Genomic DNA, 17,392 nt, shown 5'->3' with positions numbered 1-17,392 from the left:
CGGAGGTTTCCGCATGTTCGATTCCAGCGCCCTGCTGCGCCAGCGCTTTGCCGCGCTGCGCAGCACGGCCGAGTTGTTTTCGCTGCGCCATGTAAAGCAGTCGCACCAGGCGCTGTCAGTACGGCGCAATGTGGCCGAGCCGCCCTTCTTCAGCCAGGACGAGGGGGCGATGCTCACCGTACGGGTCAATGGCGTGGAGGCTTACGCGGCCACGGCCGACCTGTCCCAGCAAGGCCTGCAACGTGCGCTGGAGCACGCCGAGGCCCTGGCCCGGCAGATCGCCAGGCACAGCCTGCTCGACCTGCGCGACCAGCCGGTGACCAGCGCACGCCACGACCACATCTCGCCGAACTTCGAGCGCCCGCTGCCTACCCTCGCCGACTGCCTTGGCCTGCTCGCCGCCGAGTCGGCCAGCGTGCCCAAGGACAGCCGCCTGGTGGACTGGCAGGCCAGCCTGGGCCAGAGTACGGTCGAGCAGACCTACCTGAACTCCGCCGGCGCCGAGCTGCGCCACGCGCAGCGCTTCCTGTTCCCGGGCCTTGGCGTGACCGCCAGCGACGGCCAGGACAGCCAGAGCCGTAGCCTGGGCCGGGACAACTTCGGCCAGCAGGGCGGCTTCGAGATCATCGAACGCTGCGGCCTGGTTGGCGCTGCCCGACGGGTCGCCGACGAAGCGCTGCAACTGCTGCTGGCGCCCAACACACCCAGTGGCCAGCGCGACCTGCTGCTGATGCCCGACCAGATGATGCTGCAGATCCACGAGTCGATCGGCCACCCGCTGGAAATGGACCGCATCCTCGGCGACGAGCGCAACTACGCCGGCACCAGCTTCGTCAAAGCCAGCGACTTCGGCCATCTGCAGTACGGCTCGCCACTGCTCAACGTGACCTTCGACCCGACCATCGGCGAAGAGCTGGCCAGCTACAGCTACGACGACGATGGCAGCCCGGCCAGCAAGCAGTTCCTGATCCGTGAGGGCCTGCTGCTGCGGCCGCTGGGCGGTGCCCTGTCGCAGTTCCGCTCCGGCCTCGACGGCGTGGCCAACAGCCGTGCCTGCGGCTGGAACCGCGCCCCGATCGACCGCATGGCCAACCTCAATATCGAACCGGGGGATCAAACCCTGGAGCAACTGATTCAGGGCATCGAGCACGGCATCCTCATGCGCACCAACCGCTCGTGGTCCATCGACGATGCGCGCAACAAGTTCCAGTTCGGCTGCGAGTGGGGGCAACTGATCGAAAATGGCGCGCTCAAGGGCATCGTCAAGAACCCCAATTACCGCGGCATCTCCGCGCAGTTCTGGCGCAATCTTGCAGCGGTTGGCGACCGCAGCACCTTCCAGGTACTGGGCACGCCCAACTGCGGCAAGGGCGAACCCAACCAGGTGGTGCGGGTGGGCCATGCCGCCCCGGCCTGCGTGTTCCGCCAGATCGACGTATTCGGAGGGGACGCCTGATGAGCGCCACGCCACAACAGACTTTCGAGCAACTGGTCAGCGCCCTGCGTGATGCACGGCAGCCAGAAGAACAGTTCACCCTCGGCTACAGCGCCGAACACTCGCAGTTCGTGCGTTTCAACCACGCCAAGGTGCGCCAGGCCGGCGAGGTCAGCCAGGCCAGCGCACAACTGCGGCTGATCCGCGAGGGGCGCCAGGCAGAACAGCAGGTCACCTTGAGCGGGGATGTGCAGCTGGACCGCCAGCGCCTGCACGAGGCCCTCGAACAGCTGCGCCAGACGTTGCCGCTGCTGCCCGTCGACCCTTACCTGCGCCAGGACGAAAACGCCTGGCACAGCCACAGCCTGCAGGAACAGCCGCTGCCGGCGCTGAGCGAAGTGCTGGCGCTGCTCGACCGCGAAGCGGGTGACCTGGACCTGGTCGGCATCTATGCCGCAGGCCCGATCTGCCGGGGTTTCGCCAGTTCATACGGCGCGTTCGGCTGGCACCAGGCCAACAGCTTCAACGTCGACTGGAGCCTGTTCCATAGCAATGGCCAGGCCGTAAAGGCCAACTACGCCGGCCAACTGTGGAACGCGGGGGACTTCACCGCACGGCTGCGCCAGGCCCGGGAACAGCTGGGCTTCCTCGGCCGCCCAGCCGTTACCCTCAAGCCCGGCAGCTACCGCGCCTACCTGGCGCCCGCCGCCATGGACGAAATCGCCGGCATGCTGTGCTGGGGCGGGTTCTCCGCGCAGGCCCTGGCCACTGGTAACAGCGCGTTGCAACGCCTTTACAACGGTGATGCGCGGCTGAGCCCACTGGTCAGTTTCAGCGAGCAGGTCAGCGGCTCATTGAGCCCGGCGTTTTCCGATGAAGGCTCACCGCGCCTGGACGTGCCGCTGATCCGGCAGGGGCAGGCCGTGGACAGGCTGGTCAGCGCCCGCAGCGCCGTCGAGTTCAAGTTGCTTGGCAACGGCGCGGACAGCTACGAGTCGCCCTGCGCGCTGAGCCTGGCAGCGGGCAACCTGCCCAGCGCGGACATTCTGGAACGGCTGGGCACCGGTTTGTACATCAGCAACCTGTGGTACCTGAACTACTCGGACCTGCCCGCGGCGCGCATGACCGGGCTGACCCGCTTCGCCACCTTCTGGGTGGAGAATGGCGAAATCGAGGGGCCGGTAAGCACCATGCGCTTCGATGACAGCCTGTACAGCCTGCTGGGTAGCCAGCTGGAAGACCTGACCCGTGAGCGGGAGATGATCCTGTCGACCAGCACCTACGGCCAACGCAACACCGGGTCGAGCCATTTGCCGGGGGCACTGGTCAAAGGGCTGACCCTGACGTTGTGATAGGCCTTGCTGGCCTCTTCGCGGGACAAGCCCGCGAAGAGGCCGGTACTGACGGAAGAGGAAGCCATGCCCGAACGCACCCCGCTTGACCCTGTCACCGCCCGCTGGATCCCGTGGGTGGTGGCGATCGCCTTCTTCATGCAGTCCCTGGACGGGACCATCCTCAACACCGCCCTGCCGGCCATGGCGCGCTCGCTGGATGAAGACCCGTTGCGCATGCAGGGCGTGATCATCGCCTACATGCTCACCGTGGCCCTGCTGATCCCCGCCTCCGGCTGGATCGCCGACCGCTTCGGCACCAAACGCATCTTCTTCAGCGCCATCCTGCTGTTCAGTTTCGGCTCGCTGCTGTGCGCCATGGCCAACAGCCTGGGCTTTCTGATCCTCGCCCGCATCGTGCAGGGCTTGGGCGGCGCGCTGATGCTGCCGGTCGGGCGATTGGTCGTGCTGCGCGCCTACCCACGTAGCGAGCTGGTGCGGATCATGAGTTTCATCACCATCCCCGGGCTGCTTGGCCCGCTGCTTGGCCCGACCCTGGGCGGCTGGCTGGTCGAGATCCTTACCTGGCACTGGATCTTCCTGCTCAACCTGCCGGTGGGTGCCATCGGCTGCTACGCCGTGTGGAAGTTCATCCCCGACCTGCGCGGCGCCGAACGCACCACCTTCGATGGCCCCGGTTTCATCCTCTTTGGCGCGGCGATGGTGCTGATCACCATTGCCATGGAAGGGTTGGGCGAGCTGCACCTGCCACACTTGCGGGTGATGCTGCTGCTGTTCGCCGGCATGGCCTGCCTGGCCGCCTACTGGCTGCGCGCCGGGCGCGACCCCGAGCCTTTGTTCTCGCCCAGCCTGTTCCGTGTGCGCACCTTCGCCATTGGCATCCTCGGCAATCTGTTCGCGCGCCTGGGCAGTGGCGCCCTGCCCTTCCTCGTGCCGTTGTTGCTGCAGGTGGCGCTGGGCTATTCGCCGGCACAGGCCGGCATGAGCATGATCCCGCTGGCGGCAGCGGCGATGGTCGCCAAGTCCATCGCACGGCCGCTGATCGAGCGGCTCGGCTACCGCATCGTGCTGACCGGCAACACCTTGCTGTTGGGCCTGCTGCTGGCCAGCCTGGGGCTGGTCGACGAGCACACGCCCTATGCCGTGCTGCTGGTGCAACTGGCGCTGCTGGGCGCGGTGAACTCGATGCAGTTCACCGCGATGAACACCGTGACCTTGATCGACCTCGACGATGCCAGCGCCAGCAGCGGCAACAGCCTGCTGTCGGTGGTCGCGCAGCTGTCGCTGAGCCTGGGCGTGGCCTGCGCCGGTGCATTGCTCGGCGGCTTTACTGCGGCCGGCAGCGCGGATGGCGTGGAAACCACCTTGGGCGCGTTCCAGCTGACCTTCGTGACCATCGGCATCATGGCCATGCTGGCGGCGGCGATCTTCCTGCAGCTGGCGCCGACGGACGGAAGGCGTGCCCGTCGTCCGGAACCGCACATGGAGTCGTAGGGCGAATGGCCATGAGGCTGGTAGACTGTGCGGCATTTTTCGCTTCGCAACGCAGGCCCGCCTCGTGACCACCGAAACCACCGCTTTTGCCACCTTGCCGCTGTCCGCCGCCATGCTGGCCAACCTGGACGCCCTCGGCTACGCCGCGATGACGCCGATCCAGGCCCAGAGCCTGCCCGTCATCCTCAGGGGCCAGGACCTGATTGCCCAGGCCAAGACCGGCAGCGGCAAGACCGCCGCCTTCGGCATCGGCCTGCTCAACCCGATCAACCCGCGCTACTTCGGCTGCCAGGCGCTGGTGCTGTGCCCTACCCGCGAGCTTGCCGACCAGGTCGCCAAGGAGCTGCGCCGCCTGGCCCGCGCCGAAGACAACATCAAAATCCTGACCCTGTGCGGCGGCGTCTCGCTGGGCCCGCAGATCGCTTCGCTGGAGCATGGCGCGCACATCATCGTCGGCACCCCGGGGCGCATCCAGCAGCACCTGGACAAAGGCACCCTGGTGCTCGACGGGCTCAACACGCTGGTGCTGGACGAAGCCGACCGCATGCTCGACATGGGCTTCTTCGACGCCATTGCCAGCATCATCGGCAAGACCCCGTCGCGCCGCCAGACCCTGCTGTTCTCGGCCACCTACCCGGCCGGCATCGAGCAACTGGCCGCCGAATTCATGCGCAAGCCGCAGCAGGTCAAGGTCGAGAGCCTGCACACCGACAACCAGATCGAGCAGCGTTTCATCGAGATCGACCCACAGCAGCGCCTGGAGGCCGTCACCCGTGTGCTCGGCCATTACCGCCCGCAGTCCTGCGTGGCGTTCTGCTTCACCAAGCAGCAGTGCGAAGACGTGGTCGCCCACCTGACCGCCAAGGGCATCGTCGCCCAGGCCCTGCACGGCGACCTCGAGCAGCGTGACCGCGACCAGGTGCTGGCGATGTTCGCCAACCGCAGCAGCTCGGTGCTGGTAGCCACTGACGTGGCCGCCCGCGGCCTGGACATCGATGGCCTGGACATGGTCATCAACGTCGAACTGGCGCGTGATGCCGAGATCCACGTGCACCGCGTCGGCCGTACTGGCCGTGCGGGTGAGAAAGGCATCGCCGTCAGCCTGGTCGCCCCTGCCGAAGGCCATCGCGCCCAGGCCATCGAGGCGCTGCAGAAGAGCCCGCTGCGCTGGGACCAATTGGACAGCCTGAAGAACAAGGGTGGCGAGCCACTGCTGCCGGTCATGAGCACCCTGTGCATTGCCGCTGGCCGCAAAGACAAGCTGCGCCCGGGCGACATTCTCGGCGCGCTGACCGGTGATGCCGGCATCCCGGGCAAGCAGGTGGGCAAGATCGCGATCTTCGACTTCCAGGCTTTTGTTGCGGTGGAGCGGGCACTGGCCAAGCAGGCCATGCAGCGTTTGAACAGCGGCAAGATCAAGGGCCGCGCCTTGAAAGTCCGCATTCTCTAAAGTCCAGCAAGGCAACCTGTGGGATCGGCTTGCCCGCTCCCACAGGTTCAGCATTCCACACTCGAATCCAGATAGGTTCAAACCGTGCACACCTCCGACGTGATCATCCTCGGCGCCGGCGCCGCCGGCCTGATGTGCGCCCAGCTCAGCGCCCGCCGTGGCCGCCGGGTGCTGCTGCTCGACCACGCCAACAAGCCAGGCAAGAAAATCCTCATGTCCGGCGGCGGGCGCTGCAACTTCACCAATATGTACACCGAGCCGACCAACTTCCTCTCGCACAACGCCCACTTCTGCAAATCGGCGCTGGCCCGCTACACCCAGTGGGACTTCATCGAGCTGGTGGCCAAACACGGCGTGCCGTATCACGAGAAGAAGCTCGGCCAGCTGTTCTGCGACAACAAGGCCAGCGACATCCTCGACATGCTGCTGGCCGAGTGCGACGACGCCGGTGCCGAGATCCGCATGCAGACCAGCATCGAGCACATCGAGAAGACCGAAACCGGCTACCTGCTGCAAACCAGTGCCGGCCAGTTCGCCTGCCAGTCGCTGGTGATTGCCACCGGCGGCCTGTCGATCCCGACCCTGGGCGCGACTGGCTTCGGTTATCAGGTGGCGCGCCAGTTCGGCCACACCCTGCTGCCGACCCGCGCCGGCCTGGTGCCGTTCACCATCACCGAGCCCCAACTCAAGGCACTGTGCACCGAGCTGTCGGGCACCTCGCTGGACTGCACCGCCAGCTGCAACGGCACGAGCTTTCGCGAGAACCTGTTGTTCACCCACCGCGGCCTGAGCGGCCCGGCGATCTTGCAGATCTCGTCGTTCTGGGAGGCCGGCGACACCGTCGAGATCAACCTGCTGCCCGACCGTGATGCACTGACCTGGCTGCAACAGCAACAGGCCGAGCGCGCCAATGCGGAGCTCAAGACCGTGCTCGGCGAGGTCTTCACCCGCAAGCTGGCCAACCTGCTGGCCGAGCAGTGGTTCGAATCCAGGCCGATGAAGCAGTACACCCCGGCGGAACTCGCGCAGATCGCCGACAAACTGGCGGCGTGGCAACTGGTACCGGCCGGCACCGAGGGCTACCGCACCGCCGAAGTGACCTTGGGTGGCGTGGACACCCGCGAGGTGTCTTCCAAGACCATGGAATCGCTGAAAAGCCCCGGGCTGTATTTCATCGGCGAAGTGCTGGACGTGACCGGCCACCTGGGCGGTTTCAACTTCCAGTGGGCCTGGGCTTCGGCCAACGCGGCAGCGCAGTTCGTGTAGAGTAGAATCCATTCAGCAGCACGGAACGCTTCTTGCTGGTCCGTGCCGCAATGCATTCATTCGATCACTGCCAGCAGGCCATCATGTCATCGAGTTCGTTCCGTCAGTCACTGCGTCGCCTGTGGGGCCAAGACAAGTTCAGCTACAGCATCCGGGTAACCATCGCCCTCACCGGCAGCCTGGCCCTGTGCTGGTTCCAGAACGAGATGGCCCTGTTGATTCCGCTGTTCCTGGGCATCATCGCCAGCGCATTGGCCGAGACCGACGACAGCTGGCAGGGGCGCCTCAGCGCCCTCGCGGTGACCCTGGTCTGCTTCGCCATCGCCGCCCTGGCCGTCGAACTGCTGTTCCCCTACCCGTGGGTCTTCGCCATTGCGCTGGCCCTGGCGGCCTTCGGCCTGACCATGCTCGGCGCCCTGGGCGAGCGCTATGGGGCCATCGCCTCGGCAACACTGATCACAGCGGTGTACACCATGATCGGGGTAGACCAGCGCGGCGGCCAGGTCACCGACTTCTGGCACGAGCCGCTGCTGCTAGTGGCGGGGGCGGCCTGGTATGGCTTGCTCTCGGTGCTCTGGCAGGCACTGTTCTCCAACCAGCCGGTGCAGCAGAGCCTGGCCAAGCTGTTCTTCGAGCTGGGGCGCTACCTCAAGCTCAAGGCCAACCTGTTCGAGCCCATCCGCAACCATGACCTGGAGGCCCGTCGCCTGGAGCTGGCCCAGCAGAATGGCAAGGTGGTCGCGGCACTCAACGCGGCCAAGGAAATCATCCTGCACCGGGTGGGCAACAGCCAGCCCAACTCCAAGGTCAGCCGCTACCTCAAGCTGTACTTCCTGGCCCAGGACATCCACGAGCGCGTCAGTGCCTCGCACTACCCCTACAATGCCTTGGCCGACGCGTTCTTCCACAGCGACGTGATGTTCCGCTGCCAGCGCCTGCTGCGTCACCAGGGCTCGGCCTGCCAGGACCTGGCACGGTCGATCCGCCTGCGCCAGCCGTTTGTCCTCGACAGCCGCTTTGCCGACACCCTGGAAGACCTCAACGCCTCGCTGGAGCACCTGCGCACCCAGAACAACCCGGCCTGGCGCGGGCTGCTGCGCTCGCTGCGCGCTCTGGCCGCCAACCTGGCCACGCTCGACCGCCTGCTGGGTGCCGCCAGCAACCCGGACAGCCTGGCCGATGCCAGCGACAGCAGCCTGCTCGACCGCTCGCCGCGCAACTTCAAAGACGTCTGGACACGGCTGCGCACCCAGCTGACGCCGACCTCGCTGCTGTTCCGTCACGCCCTGCGCCTGCCGCTGGCCTTGTCGATCGGCTATGGCATGGTGCACCTGATCCACCCGACCCAGGGCTACTGGATCATCCTCACCACGCTGTTCGTCTGCCAGCCCAACTATGGCGCGACCCGGCGCAAACTGGTACAGCGGGTATTCGGCACGGCCATCGGCCTGACCGTCGGCTGGGCGTTGTTCGACCTGTTCCCGAACCCGGTCGTGCAGTCGCTGTTCGCCGTGGTCGCGGGGGTGGTGTTCTTCGTCAACCGCACTACCCGCTACACCCTGGCCACGGCGGCGATCACGCTGATGGTGCTGTTCTGCTTCAACCAGATCGGCGATGGCTATGGGCTGTTCCTGCCGCGCCTGTTCGATACCCTGGTGGGCAGCCTGATCGCCATCCTGGCGGTATTCCTGTTCCTCCCCGACTGGCAGGGCCGGCGCCTGAACAAGGCACTGGCCAACACCCTGGCCTGCGCCAGCGTGTACCTGCGCCAGATCATGCAGCAGTACGCCCACGGCAAGCGCGACGACCTCGCCTACCGGCTGGCCCGGCGCAACGCGCACAACGCCGATGCGGCGCTGTCCACGACGCTGGCCAACATGCTCATGGAGCCAGGGCACTTCCGTAAGGAGGCGGATGTCGGCTTCCGTTTCCTGGTGCTGTCGCACACCTTGCTCAGTTACCTGTCAGGGCTTGGTGCGCACCGCGATACGGCGTTGCCGGCCGAGGTTCAGGAGCAGTTGATCGAAGGTGCCGGGCAGAGCCTGGCCAACAGCCTGGACGAAATCGCCAATGGCCTGTCGGCGCGCTTACCGGTGGCGATTCACAGTGATGCAGAAGAAAACCTGGCCAATGCCCTGGAGCAGATGCCCGAGGAGCTGGATGAACATCAGCGCCTGGTGCAGACCCAGCTGGCGTTGATCTGCCGGCAGTTGGGGCCACTGCGGACGCTGGCGGCGCACTTGATCAAGGAAGGTGCACCGGCCTGAGCCTGTGATGATCAAAAGCCGTGCTGACGCATCAGCCGATCATAACTGCCATCGGCCTTCATCGCGGCAATCGCCTTTTCGAAGCGCTCGACAATCTGCCGGTGCTCGGGGTGCTTGAGGCTCACCAGGATATGCAGGGTGTTCTCGCCCAAGGGCGGCTCGACCAACGCCACCGCGTCGCGCACCTGCTCGGGCTCACGCTGCAGGTTGTAGCGCGCCACGAATTCATCCTCCACCGCCAGGTTCACCCGGCCGGCCGCGACCATGCGCACGGCGGAAGAAAAGTTGCGCACCGCCACCTTGTGCAAACGGGGATCACTGTCGAATTCAGGTGAATACGCGTAATCGCGCACCACGGCAATGCTGTAGGGGTACAGATCGGTCTGGCGCTGGTAGCGGAAGCTGTCGCCCTTGCGCTTGAGCAGGCGAATGCGATTGGTCAGATAGGCGTTGGAGAACTGGCCGATGCGGGCGCGCGCGTCGTTGTACCAGGCATTGACCAGCACGTCGTAACGGCCTTCACTGACGCCCAGCAACGCCCGCGCCCAGGGCGCTTCCTCGTACACACTGGGGTAACCGGCGCGGTCCAGCGCGGTGGTGACGATGCTGGTGGCCAGGCCACCACCCGGCATGCCGGTGTCGGTGAACGGCGGCCAGGTGTCGGCCACCAGCCGCAGCTTGCCCTGGCCCAGCACGGGCGCTGCCAGCATCACTCCCAACACTCCCAGAACGCAAAGCAGTGGCCGCATGCTCAAGTCCTTTTGCAATGGGGGGCACACGCTATTGATCGCTAACGCTGGTAGTGAGAGTACACAAAGCTGGCGCGCAGGGCAGCGGCCAATAGTGTCATTTAGCCTCTATTTTGGCCGAAGCGGGCAACGCTCAGGGGTAGCCGAGCACTTCCCTGATCTGGCGCAGGTGCTGGATGATCCACTGCTTGTCGATCGCCCCCCAATCATGGATGCGGTAATGCCCGGCATGGTTGCGCGCACCTTCCTGCTGCTCGAACTCGCAGACGATGTCCAGGTCGGCCAGTGCCGCGATGGTGTCCTGCGCGGTGCGGCGCGGCATGCCGGTGGCCTCCATCAACGCCGGCACGCTGGTTGCGGTCTGGCTGTCGATCAGCCAGGCGACGTACAACCGGCGGTAGAAACTGCTTTTGGTCTTGCTCACATCCATGCTGCGTGATCCTTACAGGTTACCCGGCAGCTCCCGATAGGTCAGGTAGACGCGCAGGTCGAATTCCAGTTGATGGTAATCCGGCTCCATGTGCTGACAGAGCTGGTAAAACGCTTTGCTGTGGTCACGCTCGCGCAGGTGCGCCAGTTCGTGCACCACGATCATGCGCAGGAACTGCGGCGCCGCCTCCTTGAACAGCGAGGCGATGCGGATTTCCTTCTTCGCTTTGAGCTTGCCACCCTGCACCCGCGACACCGCAGTATTGAGCCCCAAGGCACGGTGGGTGAGGTCCAGGCGGTTGTCGAACAGCACCTTGTCCAAGTTGGGGGCGCTGCGCAGGTACTGCTGGCGCAGGTCCTGGGCGTAGCCGTACAGCGCCTTGTCACTCTGCACGTCATGGCGGCCCGGGTAGCGCTGCTGCAGGTAGTCGCCCAGGCGGTCGCTGGCGATCATCTGCTGCACCTGCTCCTGCAGGTGCGGGGGGTAGGCTTGCAAATAGCGTAATACGGTCATGGCACGGCATTCTGCGTAACGAACGCCGATTCTAGCCAATCAGGGCCGTGGCCAGGAAAATATCGCCGGGAAGCCGCTGGCATCCGCGGCGGTCATCGGGTAGGCCACCAGGAAACCTTGCACGTAAGCGCAACCGTTTGCTTTCAGCCACGCAGCCTGGGCCGGTGTTTCCACGCCCTCGGCGATGACCGTGATATCGAAGTCGGCGCACAGGCCGATAACGCTGCGCACCAATGCCGCGTCCGCTGCCGAATCGGGCAGGCGCGCCACCAGGTGGCGGTCCAGTTTCAACGTATCGATCGGCAGGTCGCGCAGCATGCGCAGCGAGCAGTCGCCGGCACCGAAGTCGTCCAGCGCCACGCGCACGCCCAGCTCGCGCAGGCGGTGGATCTGCTTGATTGCCGCGTCGATGTTGTACATCAGCGAGGTCTCGGCGACTTCGACCTCCAGCTGTGCGGGGTTGAGTTGGTAATCCTGGATCACCCGCTGCAACTCATCGACCAGGCCGGGCATGGTGAATTGCGCACGGCTCAGGCTGATGCCCAGCACCAGGTCCGGGGCGAAGCGCTCGCACCAGGCCTGGCGCTGCGCTGCGCCCTGGCGGTAGATCCAGCTGGCCAGGCGGGTGATCAGCCGCGCCTCTTCCAGCAGCGGGATGAACAGCCCCGGCGGTACATCGCCGACGCTGGGGTGGCGCCAACGCAGCAAGGCCTCGAAACCGCGCAGATGGCCATCGGCAAACGCCACCTGGGGCTGGTACACCATGCTGAAGTCCTGCGCCTCGACGGCGTCGCGCACGCTGTCTTCGAGCATCAGCCGCGAGCGTGCCCGGCCATTGAGCTCCTGATCGTAGAAGCGGTACTGATGGCGCCCGGCCTGCTTGGCCGCGTACATCGCCGTATCGGCGGCACGCAGCAGGCCTTCGACATTGGCGCCGCAATCGGGGTAGGTGGCGATGCCGATGCTGACCCCAAGGCACACCTCCAGGCCATCGACTTGCTGCTGGATCGATACCCGCTCGAGCAATTGCTCGGCAAAACGCCCGGCTTGCTCCGGGTACGGCAGGCTGTCGAACAGCGCGGTAAACTCGTCACCACCCATGCGCGCCAGCAGGGCCTCACTGCCCAGGCAGTCCTTGAGCTGTTCACCCACCCAACGCAATACCCGGTCTCCGGCTTCATGGCCGAGTGAGTCGTTGATCCGCTTGAAACCGTCCAGGTCCATGTACATCAGGGCCTGGGCCTTGTCCGAGCGCTCGTTGCGCAGCAATACACCTTCTGCAGCCTGATAGAAGCCACGGCGGTTGAGCAAGCCGGTGAGCGGGTCGGTCACCGCCTGGTATTCGAGCTGCTGGTGCAGGTTGCGCACCACCGACATGTCCAACACCGTCACCACCATTGCCTGCTGATCGGCGGGCAGCGGTGCGCAGGACAACGCCACCGGGACCAGATGGCCCCCTACCGTACGCAAGTGGGCGTCGTGCACGCGGAAAATGCGCCGCGCCTGGTAAGCCTGATGAAATTCCGATTCGCTCCACAGGGTGGCATTGGCCAATTGCACAAGGTCCAGCAGGTACGCCCCCTGCAACTGTTCCACCGGGGCGTCCAGCAACCGCGAGATGGCCGGGTTGGCGAAGCTGATGGTGCCCTGTGCGTCGACCACCAGGATGCCTTCGGCGGCGTTCTCCAGAATCGAGGCATTGAACGCCCTGGCCGCCTCCAGCTCGCGGGTCAGCCGCTGCAGCATGCGCCGGTTGCGCTGCTGGTCGAGTTGCGCCTGCACCTTGGGCTTGAGGATCTGCGGGTCGAACGGTTTGAACAGGTAATCCACCGCACCACTGGCATAGCCCTTGAGCACAGCGGCATCGGACTGCTCGTTGGCGGTGAGGAAGATGATCGGCGTCAGCCGGGTACGTTGGCTCCCGCGCATCAGCCGGGCGACCTCGAAGCCGTCCATTTCCGGCATCTGCACGTCGAGCAGCACCAGGTCGACCTCGTGCTCCAGCAAGGCACTCAAGGCTTCCGTCCCTGAGCTTGCGGTCAGCACCTGCCAATCCGTGCGCGCCAGCAGGGCACGCATGCTTATGAGGTTCTCAGGGTAATCGTCCACCACCAGGAGAACCGAGTTGCCATCCAGTAGTTGAGGGTAAGCGCCATCCATGCTGCTTTCTCTTGTATGACTGACTTCGAATAGCAATTGGATCCGATTAACACTCTAGTCTCGGGGGTGTAACACGCAATGCAATCAGAACGCTATCAGTTGATAAATTGAAGGGTAGTCGACTAACGGTCGTTTGCCGGGCCGCCAGGCATAAAAAAACCCGCATTCCTGCGGGTTTTTCGAAGCTACCAGCGGATCAGTTGACCTTGGCGGCCAACTCACCTTTCAGGTAACGCTGGAACATGCCTTCCAGGGAGATCGGCTTGATCTTCGAGGCATTACCAGCGGTGCCGAAGGCTTCGTAACGGGCGATACACACGTCACGCATGGCTTTTACGGTTTCACCGAAGAACTTGCGCGGGTCGAACTCGCTTGGGTTCTGCGCCATCAGGCGACGCATGGCACCGGTGGACGCCAGGCGCAGGTCGGTGTCGATGTTGACCTTGCGCACGCCGTGCTTGATGCCTTCGACGATTTCTTCGACCGGTACGCCGTAGGTCTCTTTGATGTCGCCACCGTACTGGTTGATGATCGCCAGCCACTCTTGCGGCACCGAGGAAGAACCGTGCATCACCAGGTGGGTGTTAGGGATGCGCTTGTGGATTTCCTTGATGCGGTCGATCGCCAGCACGTCACCGGTAGGCGGCTTGGTGAACTTGTAGGCGCCGTGGCTGGTACCGATGGCGATGGCCAGGGCATCCACTTGGGTCTTCTTCACGAAGTCGGCGGCTTCTTCCGGGTCGGTCAGCATCTGGCTGTGGTCCAGCACGCCTTCGGCGCCGATGCCGTCTTCTTCACCGGCCATGCCGGTTTCCAGCGAACCCAGGCAGCCCAGCTCGCCTTCAACCGAAACGCCGCAGGCGTGCGCCATGGCAACGGTCTGCTGGGTAACGCGGACGTTGTAGTCGTAGTCGGTCGGGGTCTTGCCGTCTTCACCCAGCGAGCCGTCCATCATGACCGAGCTGAAGCCCAGCTGGATGGAGCGCTGGCACACATCAGGGCTGGTGCCGTGGTCCTGGTGCATGCACACCGGGATGTGTGGGAATTCTTCGATGGCGGCCAGGATCAGGTGGCGCAGGAACGGTGCGCCAGCGTATTTGCGGGCACCGGCCGAAGCCTGGACGATCACGGGGGAGTCGGTCTTGTCGGCCGCTTCCATGATGGCGCGCATCTGCTCGAGGTTGTTGACGTTGAAAGCCGGAACGCCGTAACCGAACTCGGCGGCGTGGTCCAGCATCTGGCGCATGCTAATGAGTGCCATTGTGTATCTCTCTCCCGACAAGCGTCGTTTGTTTCGTGCAAGCCTGCCGCAGGGGCGGTTGCTGTTCAAGTAGTGTGGGCCACCAGTGCGGCCCGGCCAGTCACGGTGCCTTGCAGCCCCGCCCAATCAGATCGTTGGTTGCCACCCAATACACCAGGCCTTCTTCGCCCTTGGTGTGGAAGGCCAGCATGCCATCGCTGTACATCGCGCCCGACGCACTCGGCTCGACCTTGAGCCGGTAGACCTGGTCGCCGCCGCCGAGGCGTACGTCGACCGAGTCCTGCTGCGCGTCAGCGAAGCGCCACAGCACTTCGGTCTGGCTGTCGCAGACCCAGCGGGTCCAGTTGTCTGCCGGGGCGGGTTGCGCCGGCTGCAGCAGCGAGCATCCTGCCAGTGTCGCCAGGGCCATCAAGGCCATCAGCGCTTTCATTGCATATCCTCTAGATGACCACACAGTAGTCGCTTGGTTGCCTGGCCCGACGAAGCGCATCGGTTCACGGGCAGCCTGGCGCTTTGCGCTGGTGGTCTTCGTCATACTTTTCCAGGCCTTCCGGGCCTACGCGCTTGCTGATGACCGGCACGGTCTCGGCCTGCCACTCGGACTGGTAGCAACCGCCCTTGGGCGGTTGCGCCGGGTCGTCGCCCGAGGACGGGCTGCCGGAGCAGCCGACCAGCAGGCCGGCCAGGATCATCACAGGCAATTGCTTGACCATCAGGTCGCTCCCTTTGCCAGGCGCCGCCATTGTCAGGCTTTTGCCCGCTCTTCCAGGATCGCCACAGCCGGCAGTACCTTGCCTTCGACGAACTCGAGGAAGGCACCGCCACCGGTAGAAATGTAGGAGATCTCAGCGCTGACGCCATATTTGTCGATGGCGGCCAGGGTGTCACCACCACCGGCGATGGAGAATGCAGCGCTTTGCGCGATGGCCTTGGCCAGCACCTTGGTGCCGTTGCCGAACTGGTCGAACTCGAATACACCCACCGGGCCGTTCCACAGGATAGTCTTCGACGCCTGCAGCAGCTGCGCAAAGTTGGCTGCGGTCTGTGGGCCGATATCCAGGATCATGTCGTCTGCGGCTACGTCGGCGATGGCCTTGACGGTGGCTTCGGCGCTCTCGGCAAATGCCTTGGCAACCACCACATCGACCGGCAGCGGCACACTGACCTTGGCGGCGATGGCCTTGGCGGTTTCGACCAGGTCAGGCTCGTACAGCGACTTGCCTACCGGGTGGCCGGCAGCGGCCAGGAAGGTGTTGGCAATGCCACCACCGACGATCAGCTGGTCGCACACTGCGCTCAGGCTGTTCAACACATCCAGTTTGGTCGACACCTTGGAACCGGCAACGATGGCAGCCATCGGCTTGGCCGGGGCTTTCAGGGCCTTGCCCAGGGCGTCCAGCTCGGCGGCCAGCAGCGGGCCGGCGGCCGCGACCTTGGCGAACTTGGCCACGCCGTGGGTGGAACCCTCGGCACGGTGAGCGGTGCCGAAGGCATCCATGACAAACACGTCGCACAGGGCGGCGTACTGTTGCGCCAGCTCGTCGGCGTTCTTTTTCTCGCCCTTGTTGAAGCGCACGTTCTCGAACAGCACCAGGTCGCCGGCCTTGACCTCGACACCGTCGAGGTAGTCTGCGACCAGCGGCACGTCACGGCCCAGGGCCTTGCTCAGGTAGTCGGCAACCGGCTTGAGGCTGTTCTCGGCCGAGAACTCACCTTCGGTCGGGCGGCCCAGGTGCGAGCAGACCATTAGTGCCGCGCCCTTCTCCAGGGCCAGCTTGATGGTCGGCAGCGCTGCCAGGATACGCGCGTCGCTGGTTACCACACCGTCCTTCACAGGCACGTTGAGGTCTTCGCGGATCAGTACGCGTTTACCTTGCAGGTCGAGGTCGGTCATCTTCAACACGGTCATGAATGCAGTCCTTCAGGGCTGTTTGCTGCGGGTTGGGTGGACGACGTGCAGATAATGTTCGGCAACGTCGAGCATACGGTTGGCAAACCCCCATTCGTTGTCGAACCAGGCCAGCAGGTTCACCAGGCGGGGGCCTGAGACGCGGGTCTGGCTGGCATCGACGATTGCCGAATGCGGGTCATGGTTGAAATCACAGCTGGCATGGGGCAACTCGGTGTAGGCCAGCAAGCCTTTCAGCGGGCCGTCCAGCGCCGCCTCGCGCAGCACCCGGTTGACTTCTGCCGCGCTGGTGTCGCGGGCGGTCTGCAGGGTGATGTCCAGGCACGAGACGTTGACGGTCGGCACGCGTACCGCTTTGGCCTGGATTCGCCCGGCAAGTTCCGGCAGCAGACGCTCGATGCCACGCGCCAGACCAGTGGACACCGGGATCACCGACTGGAAGGCCGAGCGCGTGCGGCGCAGGTCTTCGTGGTGGTAGGCGTCGATCACCGGCTGGTCGTTCATCGCCGAGTGGATGGTGGTGATCTGCACGTACTCGATGCCGAACGCCTGGTCCAGCACCCGCAGCAGCGGCACGCCGCAGTTGGTGGTGCAGGAGGCGTTGGACACCAGCCGCTCGTTACCGGTCAGGCACGCCTGGTTGATGCCGTAGACCACCGTGGCATCGACATCGGCCTCGCTGGCCATGGGCTGCGAGAACAGCACGCGCGGCGCACCGGCATCGAGGAAGCGCTGCCCGTCGGCACGGGTGTGATAGGCGCCGGAGCACTCCAGCACCAGGTCGATGTCCAGGGCCGCCCAGTCGACGCCCTCGGGCGTGGCGCTGCGCATGACCTTCACGCAGTCGCCGTTGATATGCAGACAGTCGCCGTCGACCCGCACTTCGCCGGGGAAGCGGCCGTGGGTGGAGTCGAAGCGTGTCAGGTATTCCACGCTGGCCTGGTCAGCCAGGTCGTTCAGTGCAACGATCTCGAAACCGGCCTTTGCCCCACGCTCGAACAGTGCGCGCAGGACACAGCGGCCGATGCGGCCGTAACCGTTGAGTGCAACTTTGTAGGGACGCGGGTGGGGCATTGGGGGCTCACGGAACCGATCGTTATAGGCTA

15 protein-coding genes are annotated in these 17,392 nt (G+C 64.9%); 6 read left to right on the top strand and 9 right to left on the bottom strand.

Translation table 11 applies throughout. The features are described 5' to 3' along the window. Positions 1-13 precede the first annotated feature (13 nt). The 6 genes from ACIPIJ_RS19345 (at position 14) to yccS (ending at position 9,264) form a co-directional block, all read left to right on the top strand. Positions 14-1,456, top strand: a complete 1,443-nt coding sequence (locus ACIPIJ_RS19345; RefSeq protein ID WP_401079570.1) for a TldD/PmbA family protein — start codon at positions 14-16, stop codon at positions 1,454-1,456. Continuing rightward, entirely contained in the window at positions 1,456-2,787 is a 1,332-nt protein-coding gene (locus ACIPIJ_RS19340; protein WP_401079568.1) for a TldD/PmbA family protein, read from the top strand. Before ACIPIJ_RS19345 ends, ACIPIJ_RS19340 begins: the two co-directional genes overlap by 1 nt. A gap of 66 nt (positions 2,788-2,853) precedes the next feature. Then, complete coding sequence (gene mdtD, locus ACIPIJ_RS19335) at positions 2,854-4,281, top strand: multidrug transporter subunit MdtD (protein ID WP_401079566.1); 1,428 nt, start codon at positions 2,854-2,856, stop codon at positions 4,279-4,281. 112 nt (positions 4,282-4,393) lie between these two features. Continuing rightward, complete coding sequence (gene dbpA / locus ACIPIJ_RS19330) at positions 4,394-5,731, top strand: ATP-dependent RNA helicase DbpA (RefSeq protein WP_401079858.1); 1,338 nt, start codon at positions 4,394-4,396, stop codon at positions 5,729-5,731. 84 nt (positions 5,732-5,815) lie between these two features. After that, complete coding sequence (locus ACIPIJ_RS19325) at positions 5,816-6,997, top strand: NAD(P)/FAD-dependent oxidoreductase (RefSeq protein WP_401079564.1); 1,182 nt, start codon at positions 5,816-5,818, stop codon at positions 6,995-6,997. 83 nt (positions 6,998-7,080) lie between these two features. Next, a complete protein-coding gene (gene yccS / locus ACIPIJ_RS19320) occupies positions 7,081-9,264 on the top strand; it encodes a YccS family putative transporter (protein WP_401079562.1) in 2,184 nt (727 codons plus the stop codon). Positions 9,265-9,275: 11 nt separating this feature from the next. Here the strand turns inward: yccS and ACIPIJ_RS19315 are convergent, their stop codons facing one another. The 9 genes from ACIPIJ_RS19315 to epd all read right to left on the bottom strand — a co-directional run bounded on the left by ACIPIJ_RS19315 (position 9,276) and on the right by epd (position 17,360). After that, complete coding sequence (locus ACIPIJ_RS19315) at positions 9,276-10,013, bottom strand: substrate-binding periplasmic protein (protein ID WP_401079561.1); 738 nt, start codon at positions 10,011-10,013, stop codon at positions 9,276-9,278. 133 nt (positions 10,014-10,146) lie between these two features. Continuing rightward, complete coding sequence (locus tag ACIPIJ_RS19310; RefSeq protein WP_023378388.1) at positions 10,147-10,443, bottom strand: helix-turn-helix domain-containing protein; 297 nt, start codon at positions 10,441-10,443, stop codon at positions 10,147-10,149. 12 nt (positions 10,444-10,455) lie between these two features. Further along, the gene (locus ACIPIJ_RS19305; RefSeq protein WP_401079559.1) at positions 10,456-10,956 is read right to left on the bottom strand and encodes a M48 family metallopeptidase; all 501 of its coding nucleotides are present in this window, start codon (positions 10,954-10,956) and stop codon (positions 10,456-10,458) included. A gap of 39 nt (positions 10,957-10,995) precedes the next feature. Continuing rightward, a complete protein-coding gene (locus ACIPIJ_RS19300; protein WP_401079557.1) occupies positions 10,996-13,116 on the bottom strand; it encodes a putative bifunctional diguanylate cyclase/phosphodiesterase in 2,121 nt (706 codons plus the stop codon). A gap of 196 nt (positions 13,117-13,312) precedes the next feature. Beyond that, positions 13,313-14,377, bottom strand: a complete 1,065-nt coding sequence (fba, locus tag ACIPIJ_RS19295; RefSeq protein WP_346615386.1) for a class II fructose-bisphosphate aldolase — start codon at positions 14,375-14,377, stop codon at positions 13,313-13,315. Positions 14,378-14,477: 100 nt separating this feature from the next. Beyond that, complete coding sequence (locus tag ACIPIJ_RS19290; protein ID WP_401079555.1) at positions 14,478-14,807, bottom strand: MliC family protein; 330 nt, start codon at positions 14,805-14,807, stop codon at positions 14,478-14,480. A gap of 64 nt (positions 14,808-14,871) precedes the next feature. After that, entirely contained in the window at positions 14,872-15,090 is a 219-nt protein-coding gene (locus ACIPIJ_RS19285) for a hypothetical protein (protein ID WP_401079553.1), read from the bottom strand. Positions 15,091-15,122: 32 nt separating this feature from the next. Then, entirely contained in the window at positions 15,123-16,286 is a 1,164-nt protein-coding gene (locus tag ACIPIJ_RS19280; protein ID WP_401079551.1) for a phosphoglycerate kinase, read from the bottom strand. Between the two features lie 12 nt (positions 16,287-16,298). Next, entirely contained in the window at positions 16,299-17,360 is a 1,062-nt protein-coding gene (gene epd, locus ACIPIJ_RS19275) for an erythrose-4-phosphate dehydrogenase (protein WP_401079549.1), read from the bottom strand. Positions 17,361-17,392: the final 32 nt, after the last annotated feature.

Origin of the sequence: Pseudomonas sp. NPDC087185 (genome assembly GCF_044744955.1) — a bacterium.
Lineage (GTDB): Bacteria > Pseudomonadota > Gammaproteobacteria > Pseudomonadales > Pseudomonadaceae > Aquipseudomonas.
This window is presented reverse-complemented; position numbering and strand designations above follow the sequence as displayed.

What these genes read in the sequence shown, in the direction of transcription:
- ACIPIJ_RS19345 (WP_401079570.1), top strand. Translation starts at nt 14, where the DNA reads ATGTTCGATTCCAGCGCCCTGCTGCGCCAGCGCTTTGCCGCGCTGCGC.
- ACIPIJ_RS19340 (WP_401079568.1), top strand. Translation starts at nt 1,456, where the DNA reads ATGAGCGCCACGCCACAACAGACTTTCGAGCAACTGGTCAGCGCCCTG.
- mdtD (WP_401079566.1), top strand. Translation starts at nt 2,854, where the DNA reads ATGCCCGAACGCACCCCGCTTGACCCTGTCACCGCCCGCTGGATCCCG.
- dbpA (WP_401079858.1), top strand. Translation starts at nt 4,394, where the DNA reads ATGCTGGCCAACCTGGACGCCCTCGGCTACGCCGCGATGACGCCGATC.
- yccS (WP_401079562.1), top strand. Translation starts at nt 7,081, where the DNA reads ATGTCATCGAGTTCGTTCCGTCAGTCACTGCGTCGCCTGTGGGGCCAA.
- ACIPIJ_RS19315 (WP_401079561.1), bottom strand. Translation starts at nt 10,013, where the DNA reads ATGCGGCCACTGCTTTGCGTTCTGGGAGTGTTGGGAGTGATGCTGGCA.
- ACIPIJ_RS19310 (WP_023378388.1), bottom strand. Translation starts at nt 10,443, where the DNA reads ATGGATGTGAGCAAGACCAAAAGCAGTTTCTACCGCCGGTTGTACGTC.
- ACIPIJ_RS19305 (WP_401079559.1), bottom strand. Translation starts at nt 10,956, where the DNA reads ATGACCGTATTACGCTATTTGCAAGCCTACCCCCCGCACCTGCAGGAG.
- ACIPIJ_RS19300 (WP_401079557.1), bottom strand. Translation starts at nt 13,116, where the DNA reads ATGGATGGCGCTTACCCTCAACTACTGGATGGCAACTCGGTTCTCCTG.
- fba (WP_346615386.1), bottom strand. Translation starts at nt 14,377, where the DNA reads ATGGCACTCATTAGCATGCGCCAGATGCTGGACCACGCCGCCGAGTTC.
- ACIPIJ_RS19290 (WP_401079555.1), bottom strand. Translation starts at nt 14,807, where the DNA reads ATGAAAGCGCTGATGGCCTTGATGGCCCTGGCGACACTGGCAGGATGC.
- ACIPIJ_RS19285 (WP_401079553.1), bottom strand. Translation starts at nt 15,090, where the DNA reads ATGGTCAAGCAATTGCCTGTGATGATCCTGGCCGGCCTGCTGGTCGGC.
- ACIPIJ_RS19280 (WP_401079551.1), bottom strand. Translation starts at nt 16,286, where the DNA reads ATGACCGTGTTGAAGATGACCGACCTCGACCTGCAAGGTAAACGCGTA.
- epd (WP_401079549.1), bottom strand. Translation starts at nt 17,360, where the DNA reads ATGCCCCACCCGCGTCCCTACAAAGTTGCACTCAACGGTTACGGCCGC.